Source organism: Clostridium yunnanense, from assembly GCF_016595795.1.
Classification (GTDB): domain Bacteria; phylum Bacillota; class Clostridia; order Clostridiales; family Clostridiaceae; genus Clostridium_AR; species Clostridium_AR yunnanense.
Genome location: NZ_JAENHN010000010.1, coordinates 521,989 through 546,190, shown reverse-complemented (window position 1 = coordinate 546,190; position 24,202 = coordinate 521,989). Strand labels below are relative to the sequence as shown.

The window sequence follows — 24,202 nt, the reverse complement described above, 5'->3', positions numbered from 1 at the left end:
TATATTTCTTATAAAATAAAAAATACCCAATCTTAAAGTTAAATTCATGTTTTAAGTAATAAACATGAATTTATAACTTTTTTAGATTGGATATCATACTATAAACAGATTAAATAAAGGAACTTCTATTCTGCCTCATTCATTAATCCTAATTTATCGAATATTATAAACACTAAGTTAAGTACCACTCCAACAAGAGTAGCCAAAACCATTCCTTTTATTTCTATAGTTCCTAAAGTCATCTTCATTCCGCTTAAACCTACTACGAATATTACGGAAGTTAGCATTAAGTTTCTTTGCTTTGAAAAATCTACTTTTTCTTCTACAAAAGTTCTAAAACCAGCTATAGCTATTGTTCCAAACAATAGTAACGAAACTCCTCCAATTACTGGAGTTGGTACGCTCCTTATGATTGCTGCAAGCTTTCCTGAGAAACCTAGAATTATTGATAGTGCTCCTGCTCCCATTATTACATATACGCTGTAAACTTTTGTTATTGCAAGCACACCTATATTTTCTCCATATGTAGTTGTTGGAACCGATCCAAAAAATCCTGAGATTATAGTTGATAGTCCATCACCTAACATTGATCTGTGTAGTCCTGGATCTTCAGTTAAGTCTCTTCCAACAATATTTCCTGTTACTGCTAAATGTCCTATATGCTCTGCCATTACAACGAAGGCTGCTGGCACTATTGTTATGATTGCTGTCATATTAAACTTTACTATTGTAAACTTAGGAATTGCAATTAGACTTGCATTACCTACTGCTGTAAAATCAACTAATCCCATTGCAATTGCTGTTACATAACCAACAACTATACCTATAAGTATTGGTATAATCTTCATAAACCCTCTGCACAATACATTACAGAATATTACTGTTAATAAAGTTATCATCGAGACAATTGCCCAGGTTGGATTAAATACTTTCGTGTTCGAACCACCTACTGCAAAGCCTGCCATATCAGCTGCTACAGGTACTAACTCAAGTCCTATTATTGCAACTATTGCTCCCATTGACGCAGGCGGAAACACCTTCTTGATCCAACCTACCCCTGTATAGCCTATTAATATAGCTACTGCTGATAAAACTACTCCTACTAACACAAATCCGCTTTGGACTTCTGCAAAGCTTAATCCTTTTCCCATTAAAGCTAAAACTGGTGCTATGAAGGCAAAACTTGAACCTAAGTATGCAGGTATCTTTTTCTTAGTTATGAAGGCATAAAGCAATGTTCCTATTCCATTGAAAAACAATACGATTGCGGGGTCTACATTAAAAAGAATTGGTACTAGAACTGATGATCCAAACATTGCGAACAAATGTTGGAAACTTAATGGAATTGCTGTCTTTAGAGGAAGCTTATCATTAACATCTATACTCCCTGATTTTGAATTTACTACTTCTTGTCTCTTTATTGCATTACTTGCCATAAAAAAATCCCCCCTGTTTAATATTGGGGAAGCTTTCGCTTCCTTTTTAGCCTCTCTGGACTAAATTAAAGTGCTTATTAGAATAAAAAAAACTTCTTACTACTGTAAGAAGTTATAAAACCACATAAAAATACCTGTAATTATATCCTGCTCCTTACAGCCTCTCTGGACTGGTTTAAAGGTTTTTTGTTATCTAATAGAATATATCACATACCAAAATAAAAATCAATAGCGGTATAATTTATTTTATCTTTCTTCTCTAAAATAACTGTTTCCAAGTCCTTTAGGAGGAGAATTTTTCTTAGATTTTTTAGCTGATACAAATACTAAAACTATAATAGTTACTAAGTATGGTAGCATAGATAAGAAATATTGGTTTATAACTACTTTTCCTAGTCTAAAACCTATTATATCTAATCCACCAAATAAGTATGCACCTATTATTGCTTTATAAGGATTCCAAGCTGCAAAGATAACTAAAGCTACAGCAATCCATCCTCTACCTGCTACTATATTTTCTTGCCATGCAGGAACATAGACTAATGAAAGATATGCTCCTCCAAGTCCAGCTAGAGCACCACCTATTGTTATATTTACATACTTATATAAACTAACATTTATACTAACTGCGTCAGCTGCTGCTGCATTTTCTCCTACAGCTCTTAAATTTAATCCTGCTCTAGTATTGTAAAGATAAATACCAGTAATTATTGCTAATAAATATGATATATATACAAACACATCTTGTGTAAAAAGTATCTGTCCTATATATGGAATCTCACTTAAAATCGGAATACTTACTGGAGCAAAAAAGTCTTTTATTGTATTAGGTACTACCTGTCCAACAACCTTTTGTCCTAGAAGACTAGAAAGTCCAGTACCAAATATGGTTAAAGTTAATCCAGTCACTACTTGATTTGCTCTTAACCCTACAGTTAAAACTCCATAAATAAAGCCTCCCAATCCTCCTGCTATCATAGCTGCCAAAAGTGCCATATAAGGATTACCTGTGCTATACCCTACTATAAATCCCATCACAGCTCCCATAAGCATCATACCTTCTACCCCTAGGTTAAGGTTACCTACTTTTTCAGTAAGTATTTCACCTAAAGTAGCTAATAAAAGAGGAGTTCCAGCTACTATTGTAGCATGTAAAAATGATACTATATTCATTATTCGTTCCTCCTAAAAGAAATTTTATATCTCATAAACAAGTCGCTTCCAAGAACAAAGAACAATATCAACGCCTGAACAACAGACGCAGCAGCATTAGGTATACCAAATGCTGTTTGAATATAATTACCACCTTCTAATAAAGCCGCAAACAGAACTGATACAATTAGAATAACAATTGAATTAAGATTGGATAACCAAGCAATTATAATAGCTGTATTTCCAACTCCTCCAGTGATTTCTGTAGAAAGTGTGCCACTAACTGCAGATGCTTGAATAAATCCAACAATACCGCAAAGAGCTCCACTTATAAATATTGCCTTTAGTATAGTCTTATTTATACCTATGCCTGCGTATCTTGCAGTGTTATGACTTTCCCCTATAACTGATATCTCATATCCAAGTTTTGAGTGTTTCATTATAAAGTAGAATACTATAACGATTATTATTGCAAATATCCAACCTATATGTATGTTGAATAATTTGGGCAATATAGCGTTGTCAGAGAAGTTAGGTATCTTCGGAAAATTCATAGCTTTCTTATCTCTAAGTGGTCCATATTGTAAATATGTTATAAACTTTAAAGCAATATAATTAAGCATTAAGGTTATTATTGTTTCATTCGTATTAAAATAAACCTTTAGAATTCCCGATAGAAGCGCCCATAATCCTCCTAATACAATGGAAGCTACTAGCATTAGTAAAAGCAATACTGGCTTTGACAGGTTTGGCATGTTAAGAGCAACTAGTGCGGCTCCTAAAGCTCCCATAAAAATCTGACCTTCTCCACCGATGTTCCAAAATAACATCTTAAATGCAACTGATATTCCTATAGATGCAATAACTAAAGGTATTGCTCTTATTATAGTTTGTCTAACTCTATAAATTGAACCAAAAGAACCTTTTATCATAGATCCAAAAACACTTAAAGGTTCATAACCAAGTATGGCTAAAAATATACCAGCAACTACAAAAGCCAATAATATAGCAATTACCATTACCTTAATTCTTGTAGTTTTACTTATCTCTTCTCTTTTTATTAGTCTTGCCAAAGCTATTCCCTCCTACTCCTATTCATCTGCTCCAACCATCATAAGTCCAAGTTTCTCTCTGGTAGCCTCTTCTGAATCAATTATTCCACTTGAAGCTCCATCACACATCACCATGATTCTATCACAAAGTTGCATTAAAACATCTAAGTCTTCTCCTATAAATAGGACTGCTGTGCCTTTAGATTTAGCTTCATTTATAAGATTATAGATAATAAAGCAAGTGTTAATATCTAATCCTCTTACTGGATAAGCCATTATTAAAAGCTTCGGATTTGAACTTAGTTCTCTACCTAAAAGTATTTTTTGAATGTTACCTCCAGATAGATATTTTATTGGATAATGAATGCTTGGTGTCTTTATATCTAAGGTTCCTTTTAAAGCTTTAGCCTTTTCTGCAACTGGTTTTCTATTTATTAGGAAACCTTTCTCAGAGTAATAAGTTTTTAACAGCATATTATCAACCATATCCATAGAACCAACTAATCCCATTCCAAGTCTATCTTCTGGTATAAAGCTCATACTTATGCCTCTTTTAACAAATTCTCTTGGGTTTTTTCCAACTAAATTTTCACCTTCAAATACTATATTACCTGATTTAACACTAGCTATTCCTGCAATAGCTTCGCATAACTCTTTTTGTCCAGAACCTGCAATTCCAGCTATCCCAAATACCTCTCCTGCTTTTATTTCAAATGAAATTGATTTTACTGCTTCAGCTTTTTCTTCATTTAAAACTATAAGATTATCAACTGTTAATAACTTTTCTTTTCTAGTACATTCTACTTTTTCTATAGATAGGTCTACCGCTCTACCTACCATAGCTTCAGTTAATTCTTTCGGATTTGTTAAAGCCTTGTCTAAGGTTTTAACAGTTTCACCTTTTCTAAGTATTGTTATCTTATCGCAGATTTCCATTACTTCATCCATCTTATGAGAAATGAATATAAGTGCACATCCTTGTTCTTTCATCTTTCTCATAATCTTAAAAAGTTTTTCTGTTTCTTGAGGCGTAAATACCGTAGTAGGTTCATCTAATATTAAAAGTTTTGCACCTCTATATAGCACCTTTAATATCTCAAGATTTTGTCTTTCCCCTACAGACATATCCATAACATACTTGCCTAAATCTACATCTAAACTGTAAGTTTCAATTATATTTTTTATATCTTTATCTACTTTATTATCATTTCTAAAAATCTTGCCCTTTTGTCCTAGTAATATGTTTTCTCTTGCAGTCATAGCTTCTACAAGTTTAAAGTGCTGATATATAGTACCTACTCCATATTTCATAGCTTCCTTCGGAGAACTGAAATTTACTTTTTCTCCGTTCCACTCCATAGTTCCACCATCAGGCATGTATACACCTGATATAACACTAATTAGAGTACTTTTCCCCGCTCCATTCTCTCCTAAAAGCGCATGAATTTCTCCACCGTAAATATCAAGATGAATATTCTTATTTGCAGCTACTTTTCCGAAAGTTTTACTAATTCCTTTTAATGCAATTAAAGGCTTTTTATTCATATCTTCCTCCACAATATAAGAGAACTGAAGAATAGAATTCTTCAGCTCAAATTCAAAATTTTATATACTGTCTATAGATGCACCACTTCAATGTGAGAACTATTTTCAAAACTCCTCTGGGTTCTGAGAGGAGTTTTGAAAATATAAATTTTATTATGAAGTGGTACATTCATATTATTGATTCGGAATAGTTCCTTCTACTCCTTGTACAAACCAGTTAATGTTCCAAACTTCATCATCGGATAGAGTTTTTCCTGATTCAACTTTTACAGCACCTTTTTGATCATTTATTGGTCCTACAAATATACCTTTACCTGCCTTTATATCAGCTTCTGCTTTTTCTACCGCTGCTTTAGCTTTTTCTGGCGCATTAGCTGTAAGTGGAGCTAAATCAACTACTCCGTCAGCGTATTCTCCCCAATACTTTCCTGACTTCCATGAACCATCCATTATTGATTTAACAACTTTAACATAGTAAGGACCCCAGTTCCAAACTGCTGATGTCATATTTGCTTTTGGAGCAGTCTTGCTCATGTCTGTGTTATAACCAACTGAGAAAACACCCTTTGCTTCTGCTGCCTGTTGTGGACCTGCAGTATCTTGATGTTGAGCTATTACGTCAGCACCAGCATCTATTAAAGCTGTAGCTGCATCTTTTTCCTTAGCAGGATCATACCAAGTGTTAGTCCAGTTTACTTTAACCTTTATGCTCTTGTTTACTGATTGTGCACCAAGTGTAAATGCATTTATGTTTCTTATAACTTCTGGGATAGGAAATGCTCCAACGAAACCTAATGTATTAGACTTTGTCTTAAGACCAGCAACTATACCATTTAAGTACATCATCTCATGGATCTTTCCAAAATATTGACCCATATTGTCAGCTGTTTCATAACCTGAACAGTGCATAAATTTAACTTCAGGATGCTTCTTTGCTTCTGAAAGCATACCTTCTTGGAATCCAAAACTCGTTCCAAATATTACATTAACACCTTGTTCTATCATATCTTCAACAGCTTTTTCAACTTCAGCTTTATCTTCTTTTACTGATTCTTTAGCTACAGTTTTAACACCTAATTCTTTTTCTAAGTAAAGCCTTCCTTGATCATGTGAATAAGTAAAGCCACCATCACCAACAGGTCCTACGTATAGAAAACCTACTACCGGTTTCTTATCGCCGCCTTTATCACTGCTGCTGCTATTTTCACTCTTACTTGCACATCCAACTAGAAGTAAAGACGAAGCAACTACTGCACTACACATTATTTTCAAAAATCTTTTCATTTTATTTCCTCCCTAAGTTTGATAATAAGTAGACTATATAAATTTATTTAAAATAAATTTTTCCCTCTTCCATTTTTTCTATTATTGCAAGAGATTCAACTCTTTGCCCTAATTCTTCAATTTTCTTTCTTCCATCTTGGAATCCCTTTTCAATAACTATACCAACACCAATTACATTAGCACCTGCTTGCTTAACTATATCTATTAGCCCTATTGCTGCACATCCATTAGCAAGAAAGTCATCTATTATTAAGACATTTTCGCCTTCTTTTAAGAACTGCTTTCCAACCATCACGTTATAATCTTTATTCTTTGTAAAAGAATGCACTTTAGATTCAAAAACTTCTTTATCAATATTTAAACTTTCAGTTTTTTTTGCAAAAACTACTGGAATAAAATCAAAGTATTGTGAAGCTATACTTGCTATACCAATTCCTGATGCTTCTATTGTTAAAATCTTGTCCACTTTATCTTGTTGGAACCTGCCTCTAAACTCTTTACCTATTTCATTTAATAACCTTATATCCATCTGATGATTCAAGAAACTATCAACCTTTAAAATATTTGAACCTCTTGCTCTTCCATCAGTTAGAATCTTTTCCTTAAGTAGTTTCATAACCTACACCCTTTCAAATAAAAAATCGCCAATGTGATTTTTGCCTTACATCAATTTCCAAAGGAATAAAAAAATTCCTGAGCAACAGTCTGCCCAGGAATATACAATCACTAAAATATTAAAATTATAAATATATAATTTTAATAGCAACTGCACATTCGTAGTCAGGTAGTTTATGGCCTCCCGGTAGAAACGCTTAATCCATATTATTAAGCATATACGATGTGAACGTTATATAAAATTGTTAATTAATTATTCGCATTTACCTTACAAAAGTATGTTATAACATGTCGAAGAAAAAATCAATAGAAATTTTATTTTTTTTATTTATATCATCTTTTTATTATATTTTTAGGCCGTACTTCAATTACAGGTATATTAAATATCTTTCTTATTAACTTTCCCATTTCTTTGAAATTTATAAAATCACGAACATTAAGCTCAAAATAGCGATAGTTGTTCACTTCCACTATGTTCTATTATATTTAATGAATCATCTTTAACTGCCCTTAATAACTCTTTTATAGTTCCTAAATCGCTATCTGGATTAAGATAAATATCTTTTTCATCTTCGTTGAGCATTACAGGAATTCTATGATGAATCTCACTCATCTCTTTATTTGCACTAGCTGTTATTATAACAAAGCCATTTTCCGCTTTATTTTCTTTATTTATATATTTACCATATATTCCAGCCATATAAAAAATCTGATCATTTTTAAGACTTATCTTGTACTTAACACCATTCTTCCAATCATAAAACCAATTAGCAGGAACAACGCACCTTTTGGTGGTTATAAGTTCTGAAAACATCTTTTTATTAAATAAGCTTTCTGATCTGGCATTTATAATAAGTTTATTCTCATATGGAATTCCCCATTTCATAGTGTCACTTTCGCCATTAGTCATAATTAAAGCTTTATTTGATGGAAGTCTTTCTCCGTACTCTACACCTATCTTATTATCTGAGCTAAAATCCTTATGACAAAATCCTTCTTCAAGATAGAATCTACCACACATATTATCCCTCCTTAGTATATTATTTAATATTATTGTTGAATTTAAAATTTTACTATAAAACTTATTAAATAACCCCATGTAGGCATAGTATTATTTTTGATGCAACTTCTATAACCATACCCATAGTATAACTTATTTATGGCATTTTTAGACACATTTTACCTTCTTATTACATATTGTATACTAGATAATTATACATTACGCTATAATGTCCGATTATCGTCTTAAAGTTTTTATATATCAACTACATTAATTTACTCAATAATTATATTACTAATGATGCACCAATTCGAACAGAAATCTATTTTTTAAACTCTCACGGTTTCTGGTGAGAGAATTTAATTTAATACAAAGTGGTACATCCATAGTAGTATACAAAATGTAGTTATCTAATACTATCACTATAGTGAGGTGATTTAAAAAATATGGCTTATATTAATGTATTGCCAACCGACGATGTCTATGTTTCAAGTTTAAATCCCAATGAAAATTTTTCTTCAGCACCATTTTTATTAGTTGGCAATTATACTAGGCATAATTGCCATTCTAATATATTTAGATCTTTAATAAAGTTCAATCTGAACCCAGATATCCCATATGGAACAATGATATCAAGAGCAACATTATACTTATATGTTGATGATATCAATTTGAAAGATTGTACTTTTAGAGATTCTGAAATTACAATATATCGAAACACACAAAATTTCAATGAAAATTCAGTAATCTGGAACAACGCTCCTACCTTTGAATCTACCGGATATGCCAGAGAAATAAACGTATCTGACAGATATTCATATATAGGTATAGACATAACAGATTTAGTTAAAGGCTGGGCTTTGGGCTTCTACGATAATTATGGAATCACAATACGAGGCTGTGAGAATGTTACAAATTCTCTAGTAGCATTTTCTTCAAAAGAAAGTTCAAATCCACCTATACTAAAAATATTTTACCAACCAATCGTAGGTCCTACCGGTGCAACTGGCCCTACTGGTGTTACTGGCCCTACTGGCGTTACTGGTCCTACTGGTGTAACCGGCCCTACTGGCATTACTGGTCCTACTGGTATTACTGGTCCTACCGGTATTACTGGTCCTACTGGTGTTACTGGCCCTACTGGTGTTACTGGCCCTACCGGAGTTACTGGCCCTACTGGTGTTACTGGTCCTACTGGTGTTACTGGTCCTACTGGCGTTACTGGTCCTACTGGTGTAACCGGCCCTACTGGCATTACTGGTCCTACTGGTCCTACCGGTATTACTGGTCCTACTGGTGTTACTGGCCCTACTGGTGTTACTGGCCCTACTGGTGTTACTGGCCCTACTGGTGTTACTGGTCCTACTGGTGTTACTGGTCCTACTGGCGTTACTGGTCCTACCGGTATTACCGGCCCTACTGGTATTACTGGCCCTACTGGTGTTACTGGTCCTACCGGTGTTACTGGACCTACTGGTCCTACTGGCGTTACTGGTCCTACTGGCCCTACTGGTGTTACTGGCCCTACTGGTGTTACTGGCCCTACTGGCGTTACTGGCCCTACTGGCGTAACCGGCCCTACTGGTGTTACTGGCCCTACTGGTGTTACTGGTCCTACTGGTGTTACTGGCCCTACCGGTGTTACTGGCCCTACTGGTCCTACTGGCCCTACTGGCGTTACTGGTCCTACTGGCCCTACTGGTGTTACTGGTCCTACTGGCGTTACTGGCCCTACTGGTGTTACTGGTCCTACTGGTGTTACCGGCCCTACTGGTGTTACTGGTCCTACTGGTGTTACTGGTCCTACCGGTGTTACTGGTCCTAGCGGTGTTACTGGTCCTACTGGTGCAACCGGCCCTACTGGTGTTACTGGTCCTACTGGTGTTACCGGCCCTACTGGTGTTACTGGTCCTACTGGCGTTACTGGAGCAACTGGTGCTACTGGAGCCTCTGGTCTAGGTTTAGTGGCTTTTGGATATTTCTTCAACAATATAGGTGGAGTAGTAAATCCTGGTTCTCCTGTTGCTTTCAATGGAGCAGTTCAAAACGGTTTTGGATTTACACCTATTTCAACTTTTGTATCAATTGCAACTTCAGGTTTATATGAAGCTAGATTTATAGTTATATCTGCAGATGTTAATCTTCAAAGTATAGCGCTTAGAATTAACGGTACTCAGATAGTTTCAACAACAGTTTATTCTAACCCTACTGATACTAACCTCATTACTGGGCAGGCAATAATACCACTTTCTACTTCAGAGACAGTAGAATTGATTAACAACTCAGAAAACCCAATAATATTAAATTCTGTTAACTCAGTATCTGCATCTTTGATTTTGACTAAATTAGATAGTTAATAAAAATTAAAAAAAAAATCGCTAAAGTGGCTAACTTTAGCGATTTTTGCATCTTTTCTTATATACAAAGAAAACATAGATGTCAATATATTATTCTTTTATACTTTTTAATACTATAATCATTACCTTTATACTAAAACTTAATTACTTAAATATTATTTTAATTGCACTTTTTTCTTCTAAAAATCATTATTACCGCTAAAACTAGAGGTATGCCTACACCTAATATCACAGATACTGGCGTCCATATATTAGTTAAAAACTTGATATAGTCATTATGATCTCTTCCTTGATAATTAGTAATAAACACACATACTACAGCTAATGGTATTAATATTAACGGATTTTTTTTCACTCTTGTTGCTTGTTTGAAACTATACATTGAACAATACAGCATCACCACTGACTGTACAAAAAGTCCCCAAACAAAAAAACTAACCATTATTAATTCATATCTAGGCAAATACTGTGTTAATTCAGCACTTCGTACCTGTTGCATACAAACTACTACAAACTGTTTCATTACATCGGCGCCAAGAACTCCCGTTTCAAAAATAGGCCATATTATTACGCTAATTATTCCTAACAGGGTACCCCCTAATGTTATTTTGTTAATATTTTTCTTATTATTAATCATCGGATATATAATTAATATTGATAATATAATCATTGATATATCAAGAAAAACATAAGGACTAGCCATAACATTGGCTATTATCCCCCTATCTAATGTTGGTTGCAAATTTTGAACTCTGAAATCTCTAAAGGTTCCAATAACCATAGTTATATTTATTAACATTGTCATTATGAATCCAAAAAAAGAAAATCTTATTATTACTTCTACGCCTAACCAAGCACCATATGTACATAATGCTATGTATACTATACATAGCATTAAAAAGGGTGTTTGAGGAAGCAGATATTCCTTTAAATGCAACATAAGAACATTGGAAGATACAGTAAACGCTATAGCAAAATATATACCTAGTACTATGCCTAGAAGATACGAAGATCTGGGTCCCATAGTTTTTTTTGCAAACTGCACTATGTTATCCTCCCCAAGCCTGATGGCGATTACACTAGTTGCCATAACAATTAAAGTCCCTATTAAAAATCCAATAAGCATAGAGGTCCATACATCCCCTCCTACCTTTCTTACCACTATGCCTGAAGTTATACCTATAGCCTTGCCATAAATAAGATTCGGAATCATAAAAAAATACTGTAACCTACTTATCTTTGCCTTCAACCTTTTCTCCTCCATTAACTTTTTCGTTTTGAATTGGTATTTGAAATAAAGAACTTGAATCTATATTTATTTTTGCATTTACTTTTACTGCTGTCTTTTTAAAAGTTTCATCCCATTTATATTGAAAAATTTTGTCCCACTGCTCTTTATTTTGTATATGAACGAATCTTCCAAAAGCAACAACATCGCTATTAAATTCTGTTTGAAGCTTTTTAATCGCATCTTCAGTATCACCTTTAATTTTTGCTTGTATTAAACCTTCTACTTCTTTCTTAAATACCTCTATTGATACATTTGACACTTCATCTTGCTCAGTAATCTCCCCTATAGCAGAAATACTTACAGTAATCTGAGGAGCGTCACCAATAATTGTAGATTTAATTTTTGTTTTAATATCATGAATCTCAACTGTAACCCTTTTGTTATTCAACAAGGTAGAAGCGACTGACAGTATGGAACTTTTAACTTTTTCTCTTACAAAATTAATCCCTCTTGTTTCATCGGGAGTCAGAAAACCTACTAATTTATCATCTTTCAATACTCCAGACCCTGCTAGCTCTACTTGCGGTTCCTTTTTAGAAGCATTTGTTACCATATTCAATTGAGATATAATTGGCTGTTGTGTTTCACTTTTATAATCTCTAAATACAGTTAACATATCAGATTTAATGCTCTTTGCTGGCAATTGACCATATTTATAAAGTCTAGCTAAAGATAACGCTGGAATACTTTCCATACCTGTCTTTGCTTCAATATATGGCCTTGCATCTCCTTTTACTACCGCTATCCAGGTTTTCATTCTTAACTCACTATTGTGTGCAAAAAAATCTATCACTGGTGTTATACTTTCTCTTGCTAGATTTTCTCCTAAAACAATAATATTGTTGTGAGCCCACATAATCCTTCTCGAAGACATCTTCGCAACATTCCTTATAGCATCAAATATGGTTTTACCATCAGCTGTTCCTACCCACACTGGTTCACTACTAGAACCTTGAGTACTACTTCCAGCCTCATTAGGTTTAGCAACTTGAACAGTTACAGTAAAATCATTGTCATCCTTCTTATCTATTCCTACGGCCATGACTAGACCTAATTCATTAATTTCTCTCATATCCCAGCAACCTTGAAAAAACGTTGCAACTATACATATTTCTAAAATTACGCTTATGACTCTGAGTTTTTTCATATGTATTCACCACTTTCTAAAAGGCATATGCAAAGTTAGTTTTTTGGTGTTTCATTTTTATCACTAGTTTTTGATTGTCTATTCACATCTTTAGGCCCAAAAGCAGGAGATCTTTTGTTCATATTCCGTAGCGGTGCCTTGAATAAACTATCCTTTCTAGCCCTAGGAGTAACAGGATCTAAAGCTCCCAGGAATTGAACACCGAACGAGTTTAAGGATAAAAGATGAAGTGTTATCAGAATACCTGCACCTAAAAACCCTAATATCCCAAATATCCCAGTGGCAATAAGAATAATAAATCTTGTCAATCTCAATGAATATGAAGTATTATATGCAGGTATTGCAAAAGAACTTATAGCAGAACCTGCTACAAAAATGATAAGAAGCGGCCCTACGAGTCCTGCTGAAACCGCAGCCTCTCCAACAACAAGGGCTCCTACAATTCCAACTGCCTGCCCTATAGGCTTAGGCATACGTAGTCCAGCCTCTCTCATAAGCTCAAACATAGTCTCCATAAACAAAGCCTCCATAATTGAAGGAAATGGAACACCTTCTCTTGAAGCTGCTATTTTTAGAGCTAATGAAGTTGGCAGCATCTCTTGATGAAAAGATACAAGCATAACATAAATTGATGAAAGCGTCATTGATAAAATTAATGCAATTAACCTTAGCCATCTTAAAAAAGTTGCTATTTGAAATTTTTCATAATAATCATCTGCAGCTTGAAAGAACTGCCAAAATACAACAGGCAACATCAGAACAAATGGGCTATTATCAACAATTATAATAATTTTTCCTTCCAATATAGAAGCACAAGCTTTATCCGGTCTTTCAGTTACCTCCATTTGAGGGAATAAAGTAAAAGATGAATCCTCAATTAATTCTTCTATATATGAACTATCCAAAATCGCATCTATGTCTATTTTATTTAACCTATCATTAACTTCTTTTAAAACATCTTTATTTACAATAGAATCTATATAAGCTAAAGCAATATCAGTTTTAGTCCTTTTTCCAACCTTTAACGAATCGAATCTTAAGTCATAGTCTCTAATTCTTCTTCTTATTAGTGCAGTGTTAGCTCTGATACTTTCTATAAAGCTATCTTTAGGTCCTCTTATACTTGCTTCATTACTAGGCTCTGCTATACTCCTCATCTGAAATCCACGAGTTGATATAATCATTGCTTCATTTACTGTATCTATAAAAACAATAGTGTCTCCAGATAAAAGACTATCCAAAAGTTTTTCAAAATCTTTCGAGACAGTAACAGCTTTAGATATAACTCCTTTACTTATTAATTGATCTAAAGCATTATTATCCTGTAGATTTATATTTTCATTCTTTCTTGACATAAGTGGTCTAAGCAGTATATCATCTATCTCCTTGGCACCAACTAATCCATCTATATAAACTGCTAATGCTTTTTTATCTGCAAACATTGGTATAGTAAAATCTCTGTACATTACATCTCCACTATCACCAAGTTTACTTTTTATGAAATTTTTATTATTGTCCAATTGGGTTGCTACTACTCTATTTTCCACTTATATGCATCTCCTAATAGTATCTCTATAGAAATATTACTTCATATTAAAATCCATCCAAATAAAGATTCGTAGGTTCATAGAAATCTTTACTTAGAGTCTAATGACTGAAGTAGTTTATCTTCTCATATGGATAAATACCCAATCTTTATGATTTTAAAATATCCGAACTATCCATTAATATAAAACTTCGTAGAGCAAAAGTGCATTTAACCATAAAATGTACAATTGTAATTATATCCAATAAGGATATTGGTTATTCAAGGCCAATTTTGGTAAAAAAGGTGCTGAAGAGAGCTTTTTTTAACGCATATGACTTTCCCAATGTATAGGAGGAAAATTTGACAGGCTACATATTATTCTTTAGATCACATTATGTTTTAAGTGGCTGCTTGTATTTATTCACATTTATAATTGAGTTATAAATTCCTAAAGAATAAAAAAAGAAGCCATTTGATAAATGACTTCTTTTAAAAGATATATTATTTTTTCTGATATTTAGCTTTTGGTTGATTGTCTGTATGAGATGTATTCTCATGAACTACGTCTGATTGAATCTCCATGCTTATTCTTCCATCCACTTGTTTGCTTTTATCTTTATTCTCTTTAGTAGCCATAATATTCCTCCTTAAACTATATGTTTTCAAAGGTTATTATCCCACTATCTTATAATTGTATTACTAAAGGATTCATATATCGAAACTTAATTTATACTTGTTCGATAATCCCGGCTTCTGGGGATTATCGGGCACGTATAAATTAATAGTTGAGTTATGAATCCTATAAAGAGTTCCTATATCAAAACTTAATTTATACTTCATCTTCACCATCTGCTGAACTGTCACCAATGCCGTCGTCATTATACTCATCTAAATAGGAGTGCTTTACACCATCTTTTTCCCATCCTATTATAGAATTCATATTTACATTTTTAGCTGCATTAAATATAGATTTTTCTACATCTTTGAAATCTTTTTTTAGATTTTCTATCATTTCTTTTATTTCATATCTCTTATTTCCAACCTTCTTTGCAGCAACCATACATGCGCAGTTAAGTGGCCATATTCCAGCATTTTGAGTAAATCTCTTTATATATGTTTCTTCAACATAATACATTGGTCTTATAAGCTCCATACCTTCAAAGTTATCAGACTTTAACTTTGGAAGCATAGTCTTAAAACTTGCCCCATAAAGTATGTTTAACATTGTAGTTTCAATTACATCATTGTAATGATGCCCTAAGGCAAGCTTATTGCAGCCTAATTGCTTTGCTCTATTGTAAAGTGCTCCTCTTCTCATTTTCGCACACATATAGCACGGATAATCTTGTGCTATCTTATCTACTATATCAAATATACCTGACTCAAAAATCGATATTGGTATATTAAGATGTTCACAGTTACTTATAAGCAGTTCTTTTATTTGAGGGTGATATCCGGGATCCATAACAATAAATTCTAACTCAAAATTCATCTGTCCGTGTCTTTTAAGCTCTTGAAAAAGCTTAGCCATAAGCATAGAATCCTTACCGCCTGATATAGCTACTGCTATCTTATCTCCTTCTTCTATCATCTTAAAATCTTTAATTGCTCTTACAAACTTTGACCATATATTTTTCTTATAAGTCTTTCTAAGACTTCTTTCTATCTCATCAAGTGACTTTCGTTCATTAAATGGAACAACTATCTCGCATCCATTTCCAGCTATACCGCTCATATGTTCACCTCATTATAATATTTTGTACAAAATATTATAACACCATTTATCATTGTATTTCAATTTTCTTATAATTTTATACTAGTAACTGAATCATTGTAAAACACTTCCGCAATATCTTTATTAATTGATAAGGAAGGTATATCTTTCCACAACTCTTGGAAAGTATCTTCATCCGGATGTGCGAGCACCGCTGAGCCAAAAATGTACTCACCTTCCTCTACAGTTGTATATAATCCCGGAATCTTCATCTTGCTTGGATATAATATATTTGAATTCGGAGGAGTGTATTTACTTAAAACATCTCTATTGTTAAGCAAATCCACTAATGCTGATACTCCATTATCCCCATTACAAATAACGTAAGTTCTCTCTTTGCAGCGATCTTGTACTTCTGAAGCTATAACCGAAAAGCCGCCTTCAACAATATCAAGTTTTCTTTCTGTATTAACTTTATGAATTCTTACATGCCACTGACCTAAAGCAATTAGCCAGGTTTTTATCTTAACATTTTTCCAAGGACACCACTCTGAAAAGATAGTATTCCCTTCTGTTTTAACCTGATCACACCTACGCCTAGTTCTATAATAATTATCTCTTTCACTTAAGGCTAAGGTAGAATCAAATGCAAACTTTTCAATGCTATAATTATCTTTTGAAATATTAAACCCAAAATGATTGGAATATGCAAACTTTGTGTATTTTTCCTGAGTATAGTTTGGTTCAAAGTCTGCATATTGTCCTGAAGTTAGGCAGAATACGTGTTTTGAGCCTTCATCATGGTTTAATATCATATATGCAGGTTTAATAGAATGTACTTTATCAAGTCTCGGCAAATGCTCTTCTTTCACTGTCCAAAATTCATCATCTTCTTTTAACGCTAAAATCAAAAAACTCTTAAAAGCCCAGTAAGGAGATCCTGGTGCATTATACTCCTCAGCCATAGATATATTTCCATATCCATATCCAATGGTTAGTAACCCTTCATCTGAAAGTATAGGCTGTTTTGTCCACCATCTTAAATGTCTTAGTATTATCCCCTTCATTACACCTAATGAATAAGGCCTTAAATCTGCATAAACCATGGCACTCCAAAAAGCACACTGTGCAAATCTATAAGTTAAGCTTCTTCCAAAAGGAAGTGCCTTTCCTTCTTTATCAAACCAGTAAATAAAGTCTTTGGCAAAAATATATGCTCTTCGCTTAAATATTTTAGCTCTCTCAGAATCTTCATTCTTCATAGACTTTGCATATATAAGCCCATAAAAATGCATTGCAAAGGAGATATAATAATCCCTTTGATTAGTTATTCCATCTGAATACCAACCATCACCTATATAAAATTCTTCTATTCGTTCTAAACTATCTTCTAAAATCTTTTTATTATAGCTCCATCCTACTTTCTTAAGCCCTATAGAAACAAGTATTCTAAAAAAATGCCAATTGTTATCAGGAACTTCTCTCTGAATCTCTATACTAAGCCAATTTAAAAAATTCGCCTTCTCTTCTTCATTAAAACGCGCTAATAATTTATCACCAGCCATTATTAGCCCTACCCCATAAACGGCCATTTCAACCAACTTCTGAGAATAATCTTTAACTTCACCCCAATATTCTTCATGATTAGGATTAGTACCATTTTTAATTCCTTCAACAAAATAGTCTAGCTCTTTTAATTCCTTTCCACTTGCCAAACTAAAGAACACTGCCCATAAAGGTCTCGAAAAAGCTTCAAAGCCGGCTACTTTTTTGCCATAGTGAGCTTCTGTAACTCCAAAATTCAAATATGCTTTACCTTCAGAAAACTTATTCATCATGGGATGTAAAAACTCTTCTGTAAGTCTTAATAAATCAGCTTTATTTTCTATATTAACCATAAAAACCTCCATCTCTTTTTTAAATAACCTTCTAAGATGTATTTCACTCTTAAATTATAGAATTATGTCAGTTATTTACAATGCTACTTTTTTTAGATTTGCAGTGCTTTTTCAATATATTTAAACTAGAAAATCATTAGTAAATTTAAATATTTTATATTTTTGTAAAGAAAAAAAAGTCAACTTTATTCAGTTGACTTTCCGCTAGCTCACTTTAAGTATTCTTTTTACATTGTTTACATAGGATAGATTCTTTATTAAAATCAAACCGTCTTCTATCTCGCCTTCTGTGTATCCATTAACTAACAAACCTATCTCATTATCAAATATATCAATAAACTCAGAGGCCAAAAATCTAACATTCAATTCTTTAATAAGATTTTCCTTATTATCTGTATGAATTCTAATAAGACTTTGAACTTTTTCTTTTAAACTCGACTCTATATTAACCTTATCTTCTGAGAAGCTGTTTATAACAATACTATTTTTGTTTAAAGCTAGATCAATAATATCTCCATATACAGCTGAAGCTGTAGGAAGCATACCTGCTCCACTTCCTTTAAAAACTAATTCACCAACAGCATCTCCACTAACAATAACTGAATTAACTTCATTGTTTACTCTGTAAAAGTCAGATTCACTATCTATTAAAACTGGTTTTACAGAAGCAAAAACTTTATTTTCTTCTTTCTTACTATATGATAATAACTTTATCTTACAGTTTGCTCTCTTTGCATATGCAAAGTCCTTACTATCTATAGATGTTATACCTTCTACCTCTATATCCTTCCAAAAAACTCTCTTCTTAAAAGCTAAAGTCGATAGGATAGCAAGTTTTCTAGCAGCATCGTACCCTAATACATCTGAATCCGGATTTGCTTCAGCAAAGCCTAGAACTTGTGCTTCTCTAAGTGCTTCTTCGTATTCAACGCCTTCTTCATACATCTTAGAAAGTATAAAATTAGTAGTTCCATTTATTATACCTTTTACACTTCTTATATCATTTCCACTTAAGGATTCAGTAAGCGGTTTTATGATTGGTATTCCTCCTGCAACTGAAGCTTCAAACTTTAATGAAACTCTGTTACCTTTTGCTAACTCAAATAGCTCATCACCGTACTCTGCAATCAAATCCTTGTTAGCAGTGACCACATGCTTTCCAAGTTCTAAAGCTTTCTTTACATATCGGTAGGCAGGATTTATCCCCCCAATAACCTCAACTAGTATATCCCACTCCTTAGAAAAAACGTCCTCAATACTATCTGTTATCTTATCACCTAATTTTTTATTAAGATGCTTTTCTTTATGTTTTACTAATATTGTCTCAACCTGAACTTCAGCTTCTCCATCTTTATTTTTGTTTTTTTCTATTAGTTCTATAAGTCCTGTTCCAACCACACCGTAACCTAATACCGCTATCTTTTTCATATAAGCCTCCTCTTTCATTAAAATCCTACTATAAAACTTTTAAGCCAGTTATCATATAACCTTATTCCATCTTCTTTCCAGCTTTCAATTATGTCATCACTCGGATCATTCTTTACAAAATAATTTTTTGGTATATTTATAGGTAATCCCTTATTCAAATCTCTAAAATACTCATTTTTTAAAGTTTCCTTATGATACTCACAATGACCTAGTATATACAAAGAATTGTCATCAATTATTACATACTCTCCTGCCTCATCTGATTTTGCTATAACCTTTAAATCCTTACAAGCAGTTACATCTGCACTTACTAATTTTGTATGTCTAGAATGAGGAGCAAAAAGATCATTACTTATACCTTCTAAAATCCAGTGATTTTCCACTTTATTATGGTCAAATATTCCAAAAATCTTCTTATCACAAAGTTCTTTACGTATTCCATGATAATGATTTAATGCAGCTTGAGCTCCCCAACATATAAATATAGACTTTTTATTATTATCCTTAGCAAAGCTCAAAACTTCATTTAATTCATCTATATAAGATACATCTTCGAAATCCAATTTTTCTACCGGCGCCCCTGTTACAATTAAGCAATCCAATTCATCCTTAATATCATTAAAAGCTTCGTAATTTTCAATTAAGTATTCTTTTGGAACAGACTTGCATTCATGGGTCACAAGCCTTATAAACTTAACCTCCATATTTAAAGAAGTTCTAGATAGCAATTCTAAAAGCTGCCTTTCTGTTTCATACTTATTTGGCATTAAATTTAGAATTCCTATTTTAGGTAAGTTCTTTTCAACTCTATCTATTACAATATTTTTATTATATTTTATTAAATCTGCTCCCACTAATTTCCCTTTACAGTATATAGTCATACCTAGCTTACCTCCCCAAATTTAAAATCTATATAAAATCTCTATTATGGATTTTAAAAATAATAAAAGACCACCTAGTATGATTTTAAAAAATCACAGGTAGTCTTCTATCCTAAAATAATCCTCTTTATAGATGTACCATTTCGTAATAAAATATATTTTTAAATTCTCTCACCAAAAGCTGTGAAAATTTTAAAAACGGATTTTGATTCGAACTAGTATAAATCTATAAAACTATCTCTATAGAAAATAAAAGCTATTTTTCTATAGAGATAGAGAAATAGCTTAAAAAACATTGCAAATATACAATTTCAATGTGTTTAGCATATATCCATTATCTCTCAGGAATATAATCCTGCAGGATTTAGCACAATTCTAGCTAATGACTGCTAGCTGTTGCCAGGCTTCAAAGGGCCAGTCCCTCCACCGTTCTTGATAAAAGACCTAAATATTCAATTATGTTTGCTATAATTATACAAGAAAAGTCTATATGTTCAAATATCAAATTAGGATAATAGGAGCAACCACACCAGACCTTAACTGCGATTTTCTCCTATTATCTCTATTTTTTATCACTTTTCTCTTTTTTCTATTAATTACATTAATTACTATTCTTATCAGCTTGCTCAGTTTTTTCACTTTCACACTTTTTTTCTTGAGCTTTTCCTGTATCTTTACACTTGAAACACTCTTTATCGGTATATTCTTCTAATACCTTTTCCATGTTTTGTGTATCATAATCATTTTCTATAATAAATGGAACAGATATAACAGCTATGTTTCTTCTCTTAAGTAATGTACTTCTTAAGAACATTGCAGTTTGGTTATGAAGTGCATTTCCCCACCATTTTTCTGCATTAAACTGAGGGATAACGACTGTAACCATATCTTTTTTACTTTCCCTAAAGTCACCATTTTCTATGAAATCTACCAACGGATTAACGACTTCTCTATAATCAACTTCTCTTACTATAAGAGGAATTCCCATTTCATATTTATCCCACTTTTCTTTAAGCTTTGCTGTTTCCTCTTCATCCGTTGATGCATGGAAAGCAGTTATATCATCAGATAAACATTTTGCATAGTTTATTGTTTTTACAACAGCCTCATTTAAAGCTCCCACAGGAACTATAAATCTTTTAGCAGCATTACTATTAAATACTGGGAAGTAGTTATTGTCTAAGCTTAATTGTCTAGCAACCTTTGCATAATGTCTTCTTATTCTCTTCATAAGAAGCATTAATGCTGGTATAAGTATTATAACTACCCATGCTCCATGCTTAAACTTAACTATTGATATAACTATCAAAGTTATAAATGTAATTGTAGCTCCTAACCCATTTATAAACGCTTTGTGCTTCCAACCTGGTGCTTTTGTTCTAATCCATCTCATTACCATACCACTTTGGGATAAAGTAAAGGATATAAATACACCAATTGCATATAGTGGTAACATTAAGTGATTTTCACCTTTAAACACGATAACTAATATAGCTGCAGCAACTGCAAGTAATATTATACCATTGGAGAAACTTAATCTATCTCCTCTTTTAGCAAACTGTCTTGGCGCAAATCCATCTTTTGCTATAAAAGAAAGCAATAACGGAAAATCTGAGAAAGCTGTATTTGCAGCCATAATTAGTATTAAAGTAGTAGCAAATTGCATTACGAAGAACAATAAGCTATTTTGTCCAAAAACTTGTCCAGCAATCTGGGATATAACTGTCCTATCTCCTCCTGCTGTTGTATGATAGATTGTTGAAAGGTATGATACTCCACCAAATATAATTACAACTATTAAGAACAATAAACTTAGTACGTTTTTCGCATTCTTAGTTGCAGGAGATTTAAAGTTAGCAACTCCATCACTAACAGCTTCTATACCTGTAAGAGCTGTACACCCTGCAGCAAAAGCTCTTAAGAACAAGAATAAGGTCATATCCCCAATTGTATTTTCCATTTGAACAATTTGAGCTGTCTCAACTGGAACATATCCATATATAAGGTATTTACCGATTCCTACTGCTATCATTAATAATGTAATGAATAAGAAGAAATATGTAGGTACACTAAATAACTTAGCTGATTCCCTAACACCTCTTAAATTACCTATGGTCATTATAGTTATTATAAGTAAGGTTAATGGAACTCTAAACTCTAAAAGTGCCGGAAATGCTGAAGTTATAGCAGCAACACCAGCAGTGGAACTTACAGCTACAGTTAATATATAATCTGTAGTTAGTGATGCACCTGCTAGTAAGCTTGGTGTTACACCCAAGTTTTCTCTCGAAACTATATATGAACCCCCACCTTTAGGGTAACTATCGATAGTTTGTCTATAAGAAAAAATCAAAATACACAATAATGCAATGATTGCAGCTGTAACATATATTAAGTACTTGTATGATAGTATTCCCATTACTGGAATAAGCACTATAAGTATTTCTTCACAAGCATATGCTACTGATGAAATCGCATCAGATGACAGTATTGGAAGACCTCTAAAAATGCTAAACTTTTCATGTTTAATTTGTGATGATTTTAAGGGCTCACCAATAACCTTTCTTTTTATCTTTTCCATAAGAATCCTCTCCCGAAAATATTTCTAAATAATTAATGGAACAATTTCGTATTATATCAGTGTGTGATATAAGCTTCAAATTCTTAAAATTGATTTAAATTCATAATATATTAACATATTGTGAGATGTGATGATTCTATTCATGTTAATTACCTATTTATAGTCGAAAAACGTCTAATACAGCCAAATTTAGCATGTCTTGTTTTTTGTATTTTCATAATTTAAAAGCAAATATTCCAATTTTAATTGCCATATACTATATGTTAAAGTTACCATTTAAAAACATGAAAACATTTAACCTATTGCTATCAGTCACTTGTTTTTTTTTATAAATTTGCTATATAATTTAATAATCAAATAATATTGTTGATTTTTTTACTAATAATATTTATATAATTTTTATTTTCATATTATATAGATAATCCAGTTATATCTAAGTAAAATCAAGTAATACTTGCATTAACTATTAATGGTAATAACATTATAAAATAAAGATTTTATTGGCAATCGGTTTATCTATATATACTTTAAATAAGCATTATTATTCTATTTCAAATATTAAAGATTTTTTATCTTAAATTATATAGAATACAGCTTTTTTAACTCATTTCATGAAAAAGAGGTGATACGTATGATCATTTATTTAATAAGACATGGACAGACGGAATGGAATCAAAACTTTAGATATCAAGGAAGCCAGGATGAAGAATTAAATTCAAAAGGATTAGAACAAGCTAATAATATTGCTGAAATTTTAAAAAGTTGTACTATTGGAAAAATATATTCAAGCCCTTTGAAAAGAGCTTTAAAGACATCAGAACCTCTTGCTAAAAAGCTTAATATTAATGTAGATATTATAAACGAATTTAAAGAGATTAATCTTGGTAAGTGGGAAGGAAAGACCTGGGACGAAATAAAAATTGAATATAAAGAGTTTTTAGAAACTTGGTCAAAAGATATTGCTGGTATTGCTCCCCCTGAGGGTGAATCTTATCTAGAGCTTAAAGAAAGAGTTTTTAATGCACTCTATTCTCTTTTACCAAACAATAATAGCAATATAGTTATGGTATCTCACGGCGCTGTTATTAAAGTGATTCTATGCACTATTTTACAAATGCCTCTTCAAAATAGAGCTGCACTAGATATTCCAAACGGAAGTATAAGCGTGATAGAATACGTTGAAGATAAAAATTCCTTTAGAGTATTAGCCGTAAATTCAAACTATAACTTTACTGAAAATTATGGATGTACCACTTCGTAATGAAATTTATTATTTTAAAATTCTCTCACCAG

At 32.6% G+C, this 24,202-nt stretch carries 18 protein-coding genes and 2 riboswitches; of the genes, 2 read left to right on the top strand and 16 right to left on the bottom strand.

Annotated features, from left to right (window positions below):
* Positions 1–125: 125 nt before the first annotated feature.
* From uraA to JHL18_RS05485, 7 genes are all read right to left on the bottom strand, one after another.
* Positions 126–1,436 (bottom strand): uracil permease, encoded by a 1,311-nt coding sequence (uraA, locus tag JHL18_RS05515; protein WP_200266923.1) that lies wholly within the window; start codon positions 1,434–1,436, stop codon positions 126–128.
* 246 nt (positions 1,437–1,682) lie between these two features.
* Positions 1,683–2,609, bottom strand: coding sequence for an ABC transporter permease (locus JHL18_RS05510; RefSeq protein WP_200266921.1), 927 nt, complete (start codon positions 2,607–2,609; stop codon positions 1,683–1,685).
* Entirely contained in the window at positions 2,609–3,661 is a 1,053-nt protein-coding gene (locus JHL18_RS05505; RefSeq protein ID WP_200266919.1) for an ABC transporter permease, read from the bottom strand. Before JHL18_RS05505 ends, JHL18_RS05510 begins: the two co-directional genes overlap by 1 nt.
* Positions 3,662–3,679: 18 nt before the next feature.
* Positions 3,680–5,185, bottom strand: a complete 1,506-nt coding sequence (locus JHL18_RS05500; RefSeq protein WP_200266917.1) for an ABC transporter ATP-binding protein — start codon at positions 5,183–5,185, stop codon at positions 3,680–3,682.
* Between the two features lie 174 nt (positions 5,186–5,359).
* Entirely contained in the window at positions 5,360–6,469 is a 1,110-nt protein-coding gene (locus JHL18_RS05495; RefSeq protein WP_200266915.1) for a BMP family ABC transporter substrate-binding protein, read from the bottom strand.
* Positions 6,470–6,512: 43 nt separating this feature from the next.
* On the bottom strand, positions 6,513–7,085 hold the full coding sequence (locus tag JHL18_RS05490; protein ID WP_200266913.1) for a xanthine phosphoribosyltransferase: 573 nt from the start codon (positions 7,083–7,085) through the stop codon (positions 6,513–6,515).
* 140 nt (positions 7,086–7,225) lie between these two features.
* A riboswitch (purine riboswitch) is annotated at positions 7,226–7,328 on the bottom strand.
* 198 nt (positions 7,329–7,526) lie between these two features.
* A complete protein-coding gene (locus JHL18_RS05485) occupies positions 7,527–8,105 on the bottom strand; it encodes an SOS response-associated peptidase (RefSeq protein WP_200266911.1) in 579 nt (192 codons plus the stop codon).
* A gap of 425 nt (positions 8,106–8,530) precedes the next feature.
* Here JHL18_RS05485 and JHL18_RS05480 point away from each other — a divergent pair, with 425 nt between their 5' ends.
* The gene (locus JHL18_RS05480) at positions 8,531–10,441 is read left to right on the top strand and encodes a DNRLRE domain-containing protein (protein WP_200266909.1); all 1,911 of its coding nucleotides are present in this window, start codon (positions 8,531–8,533) and stop codon (positions 10,439–10,441) included.
* Positions 10,442–10,601: 160 nt separating this feature from the next.
* Here JHL18_RS05480 and JHL18_RS05475 read toward each other — a convergent pair whose 3' ends face one another.
* The 9 genes from JHL18_RS05475 to JHL18_RS05440 all read right to left on the bottom strand — a co-directional run bounded on the left by JHL18_RS05475 (position 10,602) and on the right by JHL18_RS05440 (position 22,909).
* Complete coding sequence (locus JHL18_RS05475; RefSeq protein ID WP_200266907.1) at positions 10,602–11,690, bottom strand: GerAB/ArcD/ProY family transporter; 1,089 nt, start codon at positions 11,688–11,690, stop codon at positions 10,602–10,604.
* The gene (locus JHL18_RS05470) at positions 11,671–12,879 is read right to left on the bottom strand and encodes a Ger(x)C family spore germination protein (protein WP_200266905.1); all 1,209 of its coding nucleotides are present in this window, start codon (positions 12,877–12,879) and stop codon (positions 11,671–11,673) included. The genes JHL18_RS05475 and JHL18_RS05470 overlap by 20 nt, the downstream gene beginning before the upstream one ends.
* Positions 12,880–12,914: 35 nt before the next feature.
* A complete protein-coding gene (locus JHL18_RS05465; protein ID WP_200266903.1) occupies positions 12,915–14,426 on the bottom strand; it encodes a spore germination protein in 1,512 nt (503 codons plus the stop codon).
* Between the two features lie 482 nt (positions 14,427–14,908).
* Positions 14,909–15,043 (bottom strand): hypothetical protein, encoded by a 135-nt coding sequence (locus tag JHL18_RS26175; RefSeq protein ID WP_274600929.1) that lies wholly within the window; start codon positions 15,041–15,043, stop codon positions 14,909–14,911.
* A 193-nt stretch (positions 15,044–15,236) separates the two neighbouring features.
* Complete coding sequence (locus JHL18_RS05460) at positions 15,237–16,142, bottom strand: tRNA 2-thiocytidine biosynthesis TtcA family protein (RefSeq protein WP_200266901.1); 906 nt, start codon at positions 16,140–16,142, stop codon at positions 15,237–15,239.
* 68 nt (positions 16,143–16,210) lie between these two features.
* Positions 16,211–18,019 (bottom strand): DUF2264 domain-containing protein, encoded by a 1,809-nt coding sequence (locus JHL18_RS05455; protein WP_200266899.1) that lies wholly within the window; start codon positions 18,017–18,019, stop codon positions 16,211–16,213.
* 204 nt (positions 18,020–18,223) lie between these two features.
* The gene (locus tag JHL18_RS05450) at positions 18,224–19,447 is read right to left on the bottom strand and encodes a homoserine dehydrogenase (protein WP_243277787.1); all 1,224 of its coding nucleotides are present in this window, start codon (positions 19,445–19,447) and stop codon (positions 18,224–18,226) included.
* Positions 19,448–19,464: 17 nt separating this feature from the next.
* Positions 19,465–20,328 (bottom strand): homoserine O-acetyltransferase/O-succinyltransferase family protein, encoded by an 864-nt coding sequence (locus JHL18_RS05445; RefSeq protein WP_200266895.1) that lies wholly within the window; start codon positions 20,326–20,328, stop codon positions 19,465–19,467.
* A 331-nt stretch (positions 20,329–20,659) separates the two neighbouring features.
* Positions 20,660–20,770: riboswitch (SAM riboswitch) on the bottom strand.
* Positions 20,771–20,929: 159 nt separating this feature from the next.
* On the bottom strand, positions 20,930–22,909 hold the full coding sequence (locus tag JHL18_RS05440) for an APC family permease (RefSeq protein WP_200266893.1): 1,980 nt from the start codon (positions 22,907–22,909) through the stop codon (positions 20,930–20,932).
* Between the two features lie 631 nt (positions 22,910–23,540).
* Between JHL18_RS05440 and cobC the strand changes: the two genes are divergently transcribed.
* A complete protein-coding gene (gene cobC / locus JHL18_RS05435) occupies positions 23,541–24,170 on the top strand; it encodes an alpha-ribazole phosphatase (RefSeq protein ID WP_200266891.1) in 630 nt (209 codons plus the stop codon).
* The last annotated feature ends 32 nt before the right edge of the window (positions 24,171–24,202 follow it).

What these genes read in the sequence shown, in the direction of transcription:
- JHL18_RS05480 (WP_200266909.1), top strand. Translation starts at nt 8,531, where the DNA reads ATGGCTTATATTAATGTATTGCCAACCGACGATGTCTATGTTTCAAGT.
- JHL18_RS05490 (WP_200266913.1), bottom strand. Translation starts at nt 7,085, where the DNA reads ATGAAACTACTTAAGGAAAAGATTCTAACTGATGGAAGAGCAAGAGGT.
- JHL18_RS05445 (WP_200266895.1), bottom strand. Translation starts at nt 20,328, where the DNA reads ATGACTATATACTGTAAAGGGAAATTAGTGGGAGCAGATTTAATAAAA.
- JHL18_RS26175 (WP_274600929.1), bottom strand. Translation starts at nt 15,043, where the DNA reads ATGGCTACTAAAGAGAATAAAGATAAAAGCAAACAAGTGGATGGAAGA.
- cobC (WP_200266891.1), top strand. Translation starts at nt 23,541, where the DNA reads ATGATCATTTATTTAATAAGACATGGACAGACGGAATGGAATCAAAAC.
- JHL18_RS05455 (WP_200266899.1), bottom strand. Translation starts at nt 18,019, where the DNA reads ATGGTTAATATAGAAAATAAAGCTGATTTATTAAGACTTACAGAAGAG.
- JHL18_RS05495 (WP_200266915.1), bottom strand. Translation starts at nt 6,469, where the DNA reads ATGAAAAGATTTTTGAAAATAATGTGTAGTGCAGTAGTTGCTTCGTCT.
- JHL18_RS05510 (WP_200266921.1), bottom strand. Translation starts at nt 2,609, where the DNA reads ATGAATATAGTATCATTTTTACATGCTACAATAGTAGCTGGAACTCCT.
- uraA (WP_200266923.1), bottom strand. Translation starts at nt 1,436, where the DNA reads ATGGCAAGTAATGCAATAAAGAGACAAGAAGTAGTAAATTCAAAATCA.
- JHL18_RS05440 (WP_200266893.1), bottom strand. Translation starts at nt 22,909, where the DNA reads ATGGAAAAGATAAAAAGAAAGGTTATTGGTGAGCCCTTAAAATCATCA.
- JHL18_RS05500 (WP_200266917.1), bottom strand. Translation starts at nt 5,185, where the DNA reads ATGAATAAAAAGCCTTTAATTGCATTAAAAGGAATTAGTAAAACTTTC.
- JHL18_RS05485 (WP_200266911.1), bottom strand. Translation starts at nt 8,105, where the DNA reads ATGTGTGGTAGATTCTATCTTGAAGAAGGATTTTGTCATAAGGATTTT.
- JHL18_RS05460 (WP_200266901.1), bottom strand. Translation starts at nt 16,142, where the DNA reads ATGAGCGGTATAGCTGGAAATGGATGCGAGATAGTTGTTCCATTTAAT.
- JHL18_RS05470 (WP_200266905.1), bottom strand. Translation starts at nt 12,879, where the DNA reads ATGAAAAAACTCAGAGTCATAAGCGTAATTTTAGAAATATGTATAGTT.
- JHL18_RS05450 (WP_243277787.1), bottom strand. Translation starts at nt 19,447, where the DNA reads ATGAAAAAGATAGCGGTATTAGGTTACGGTGTGGTTGGAACAGGACTT.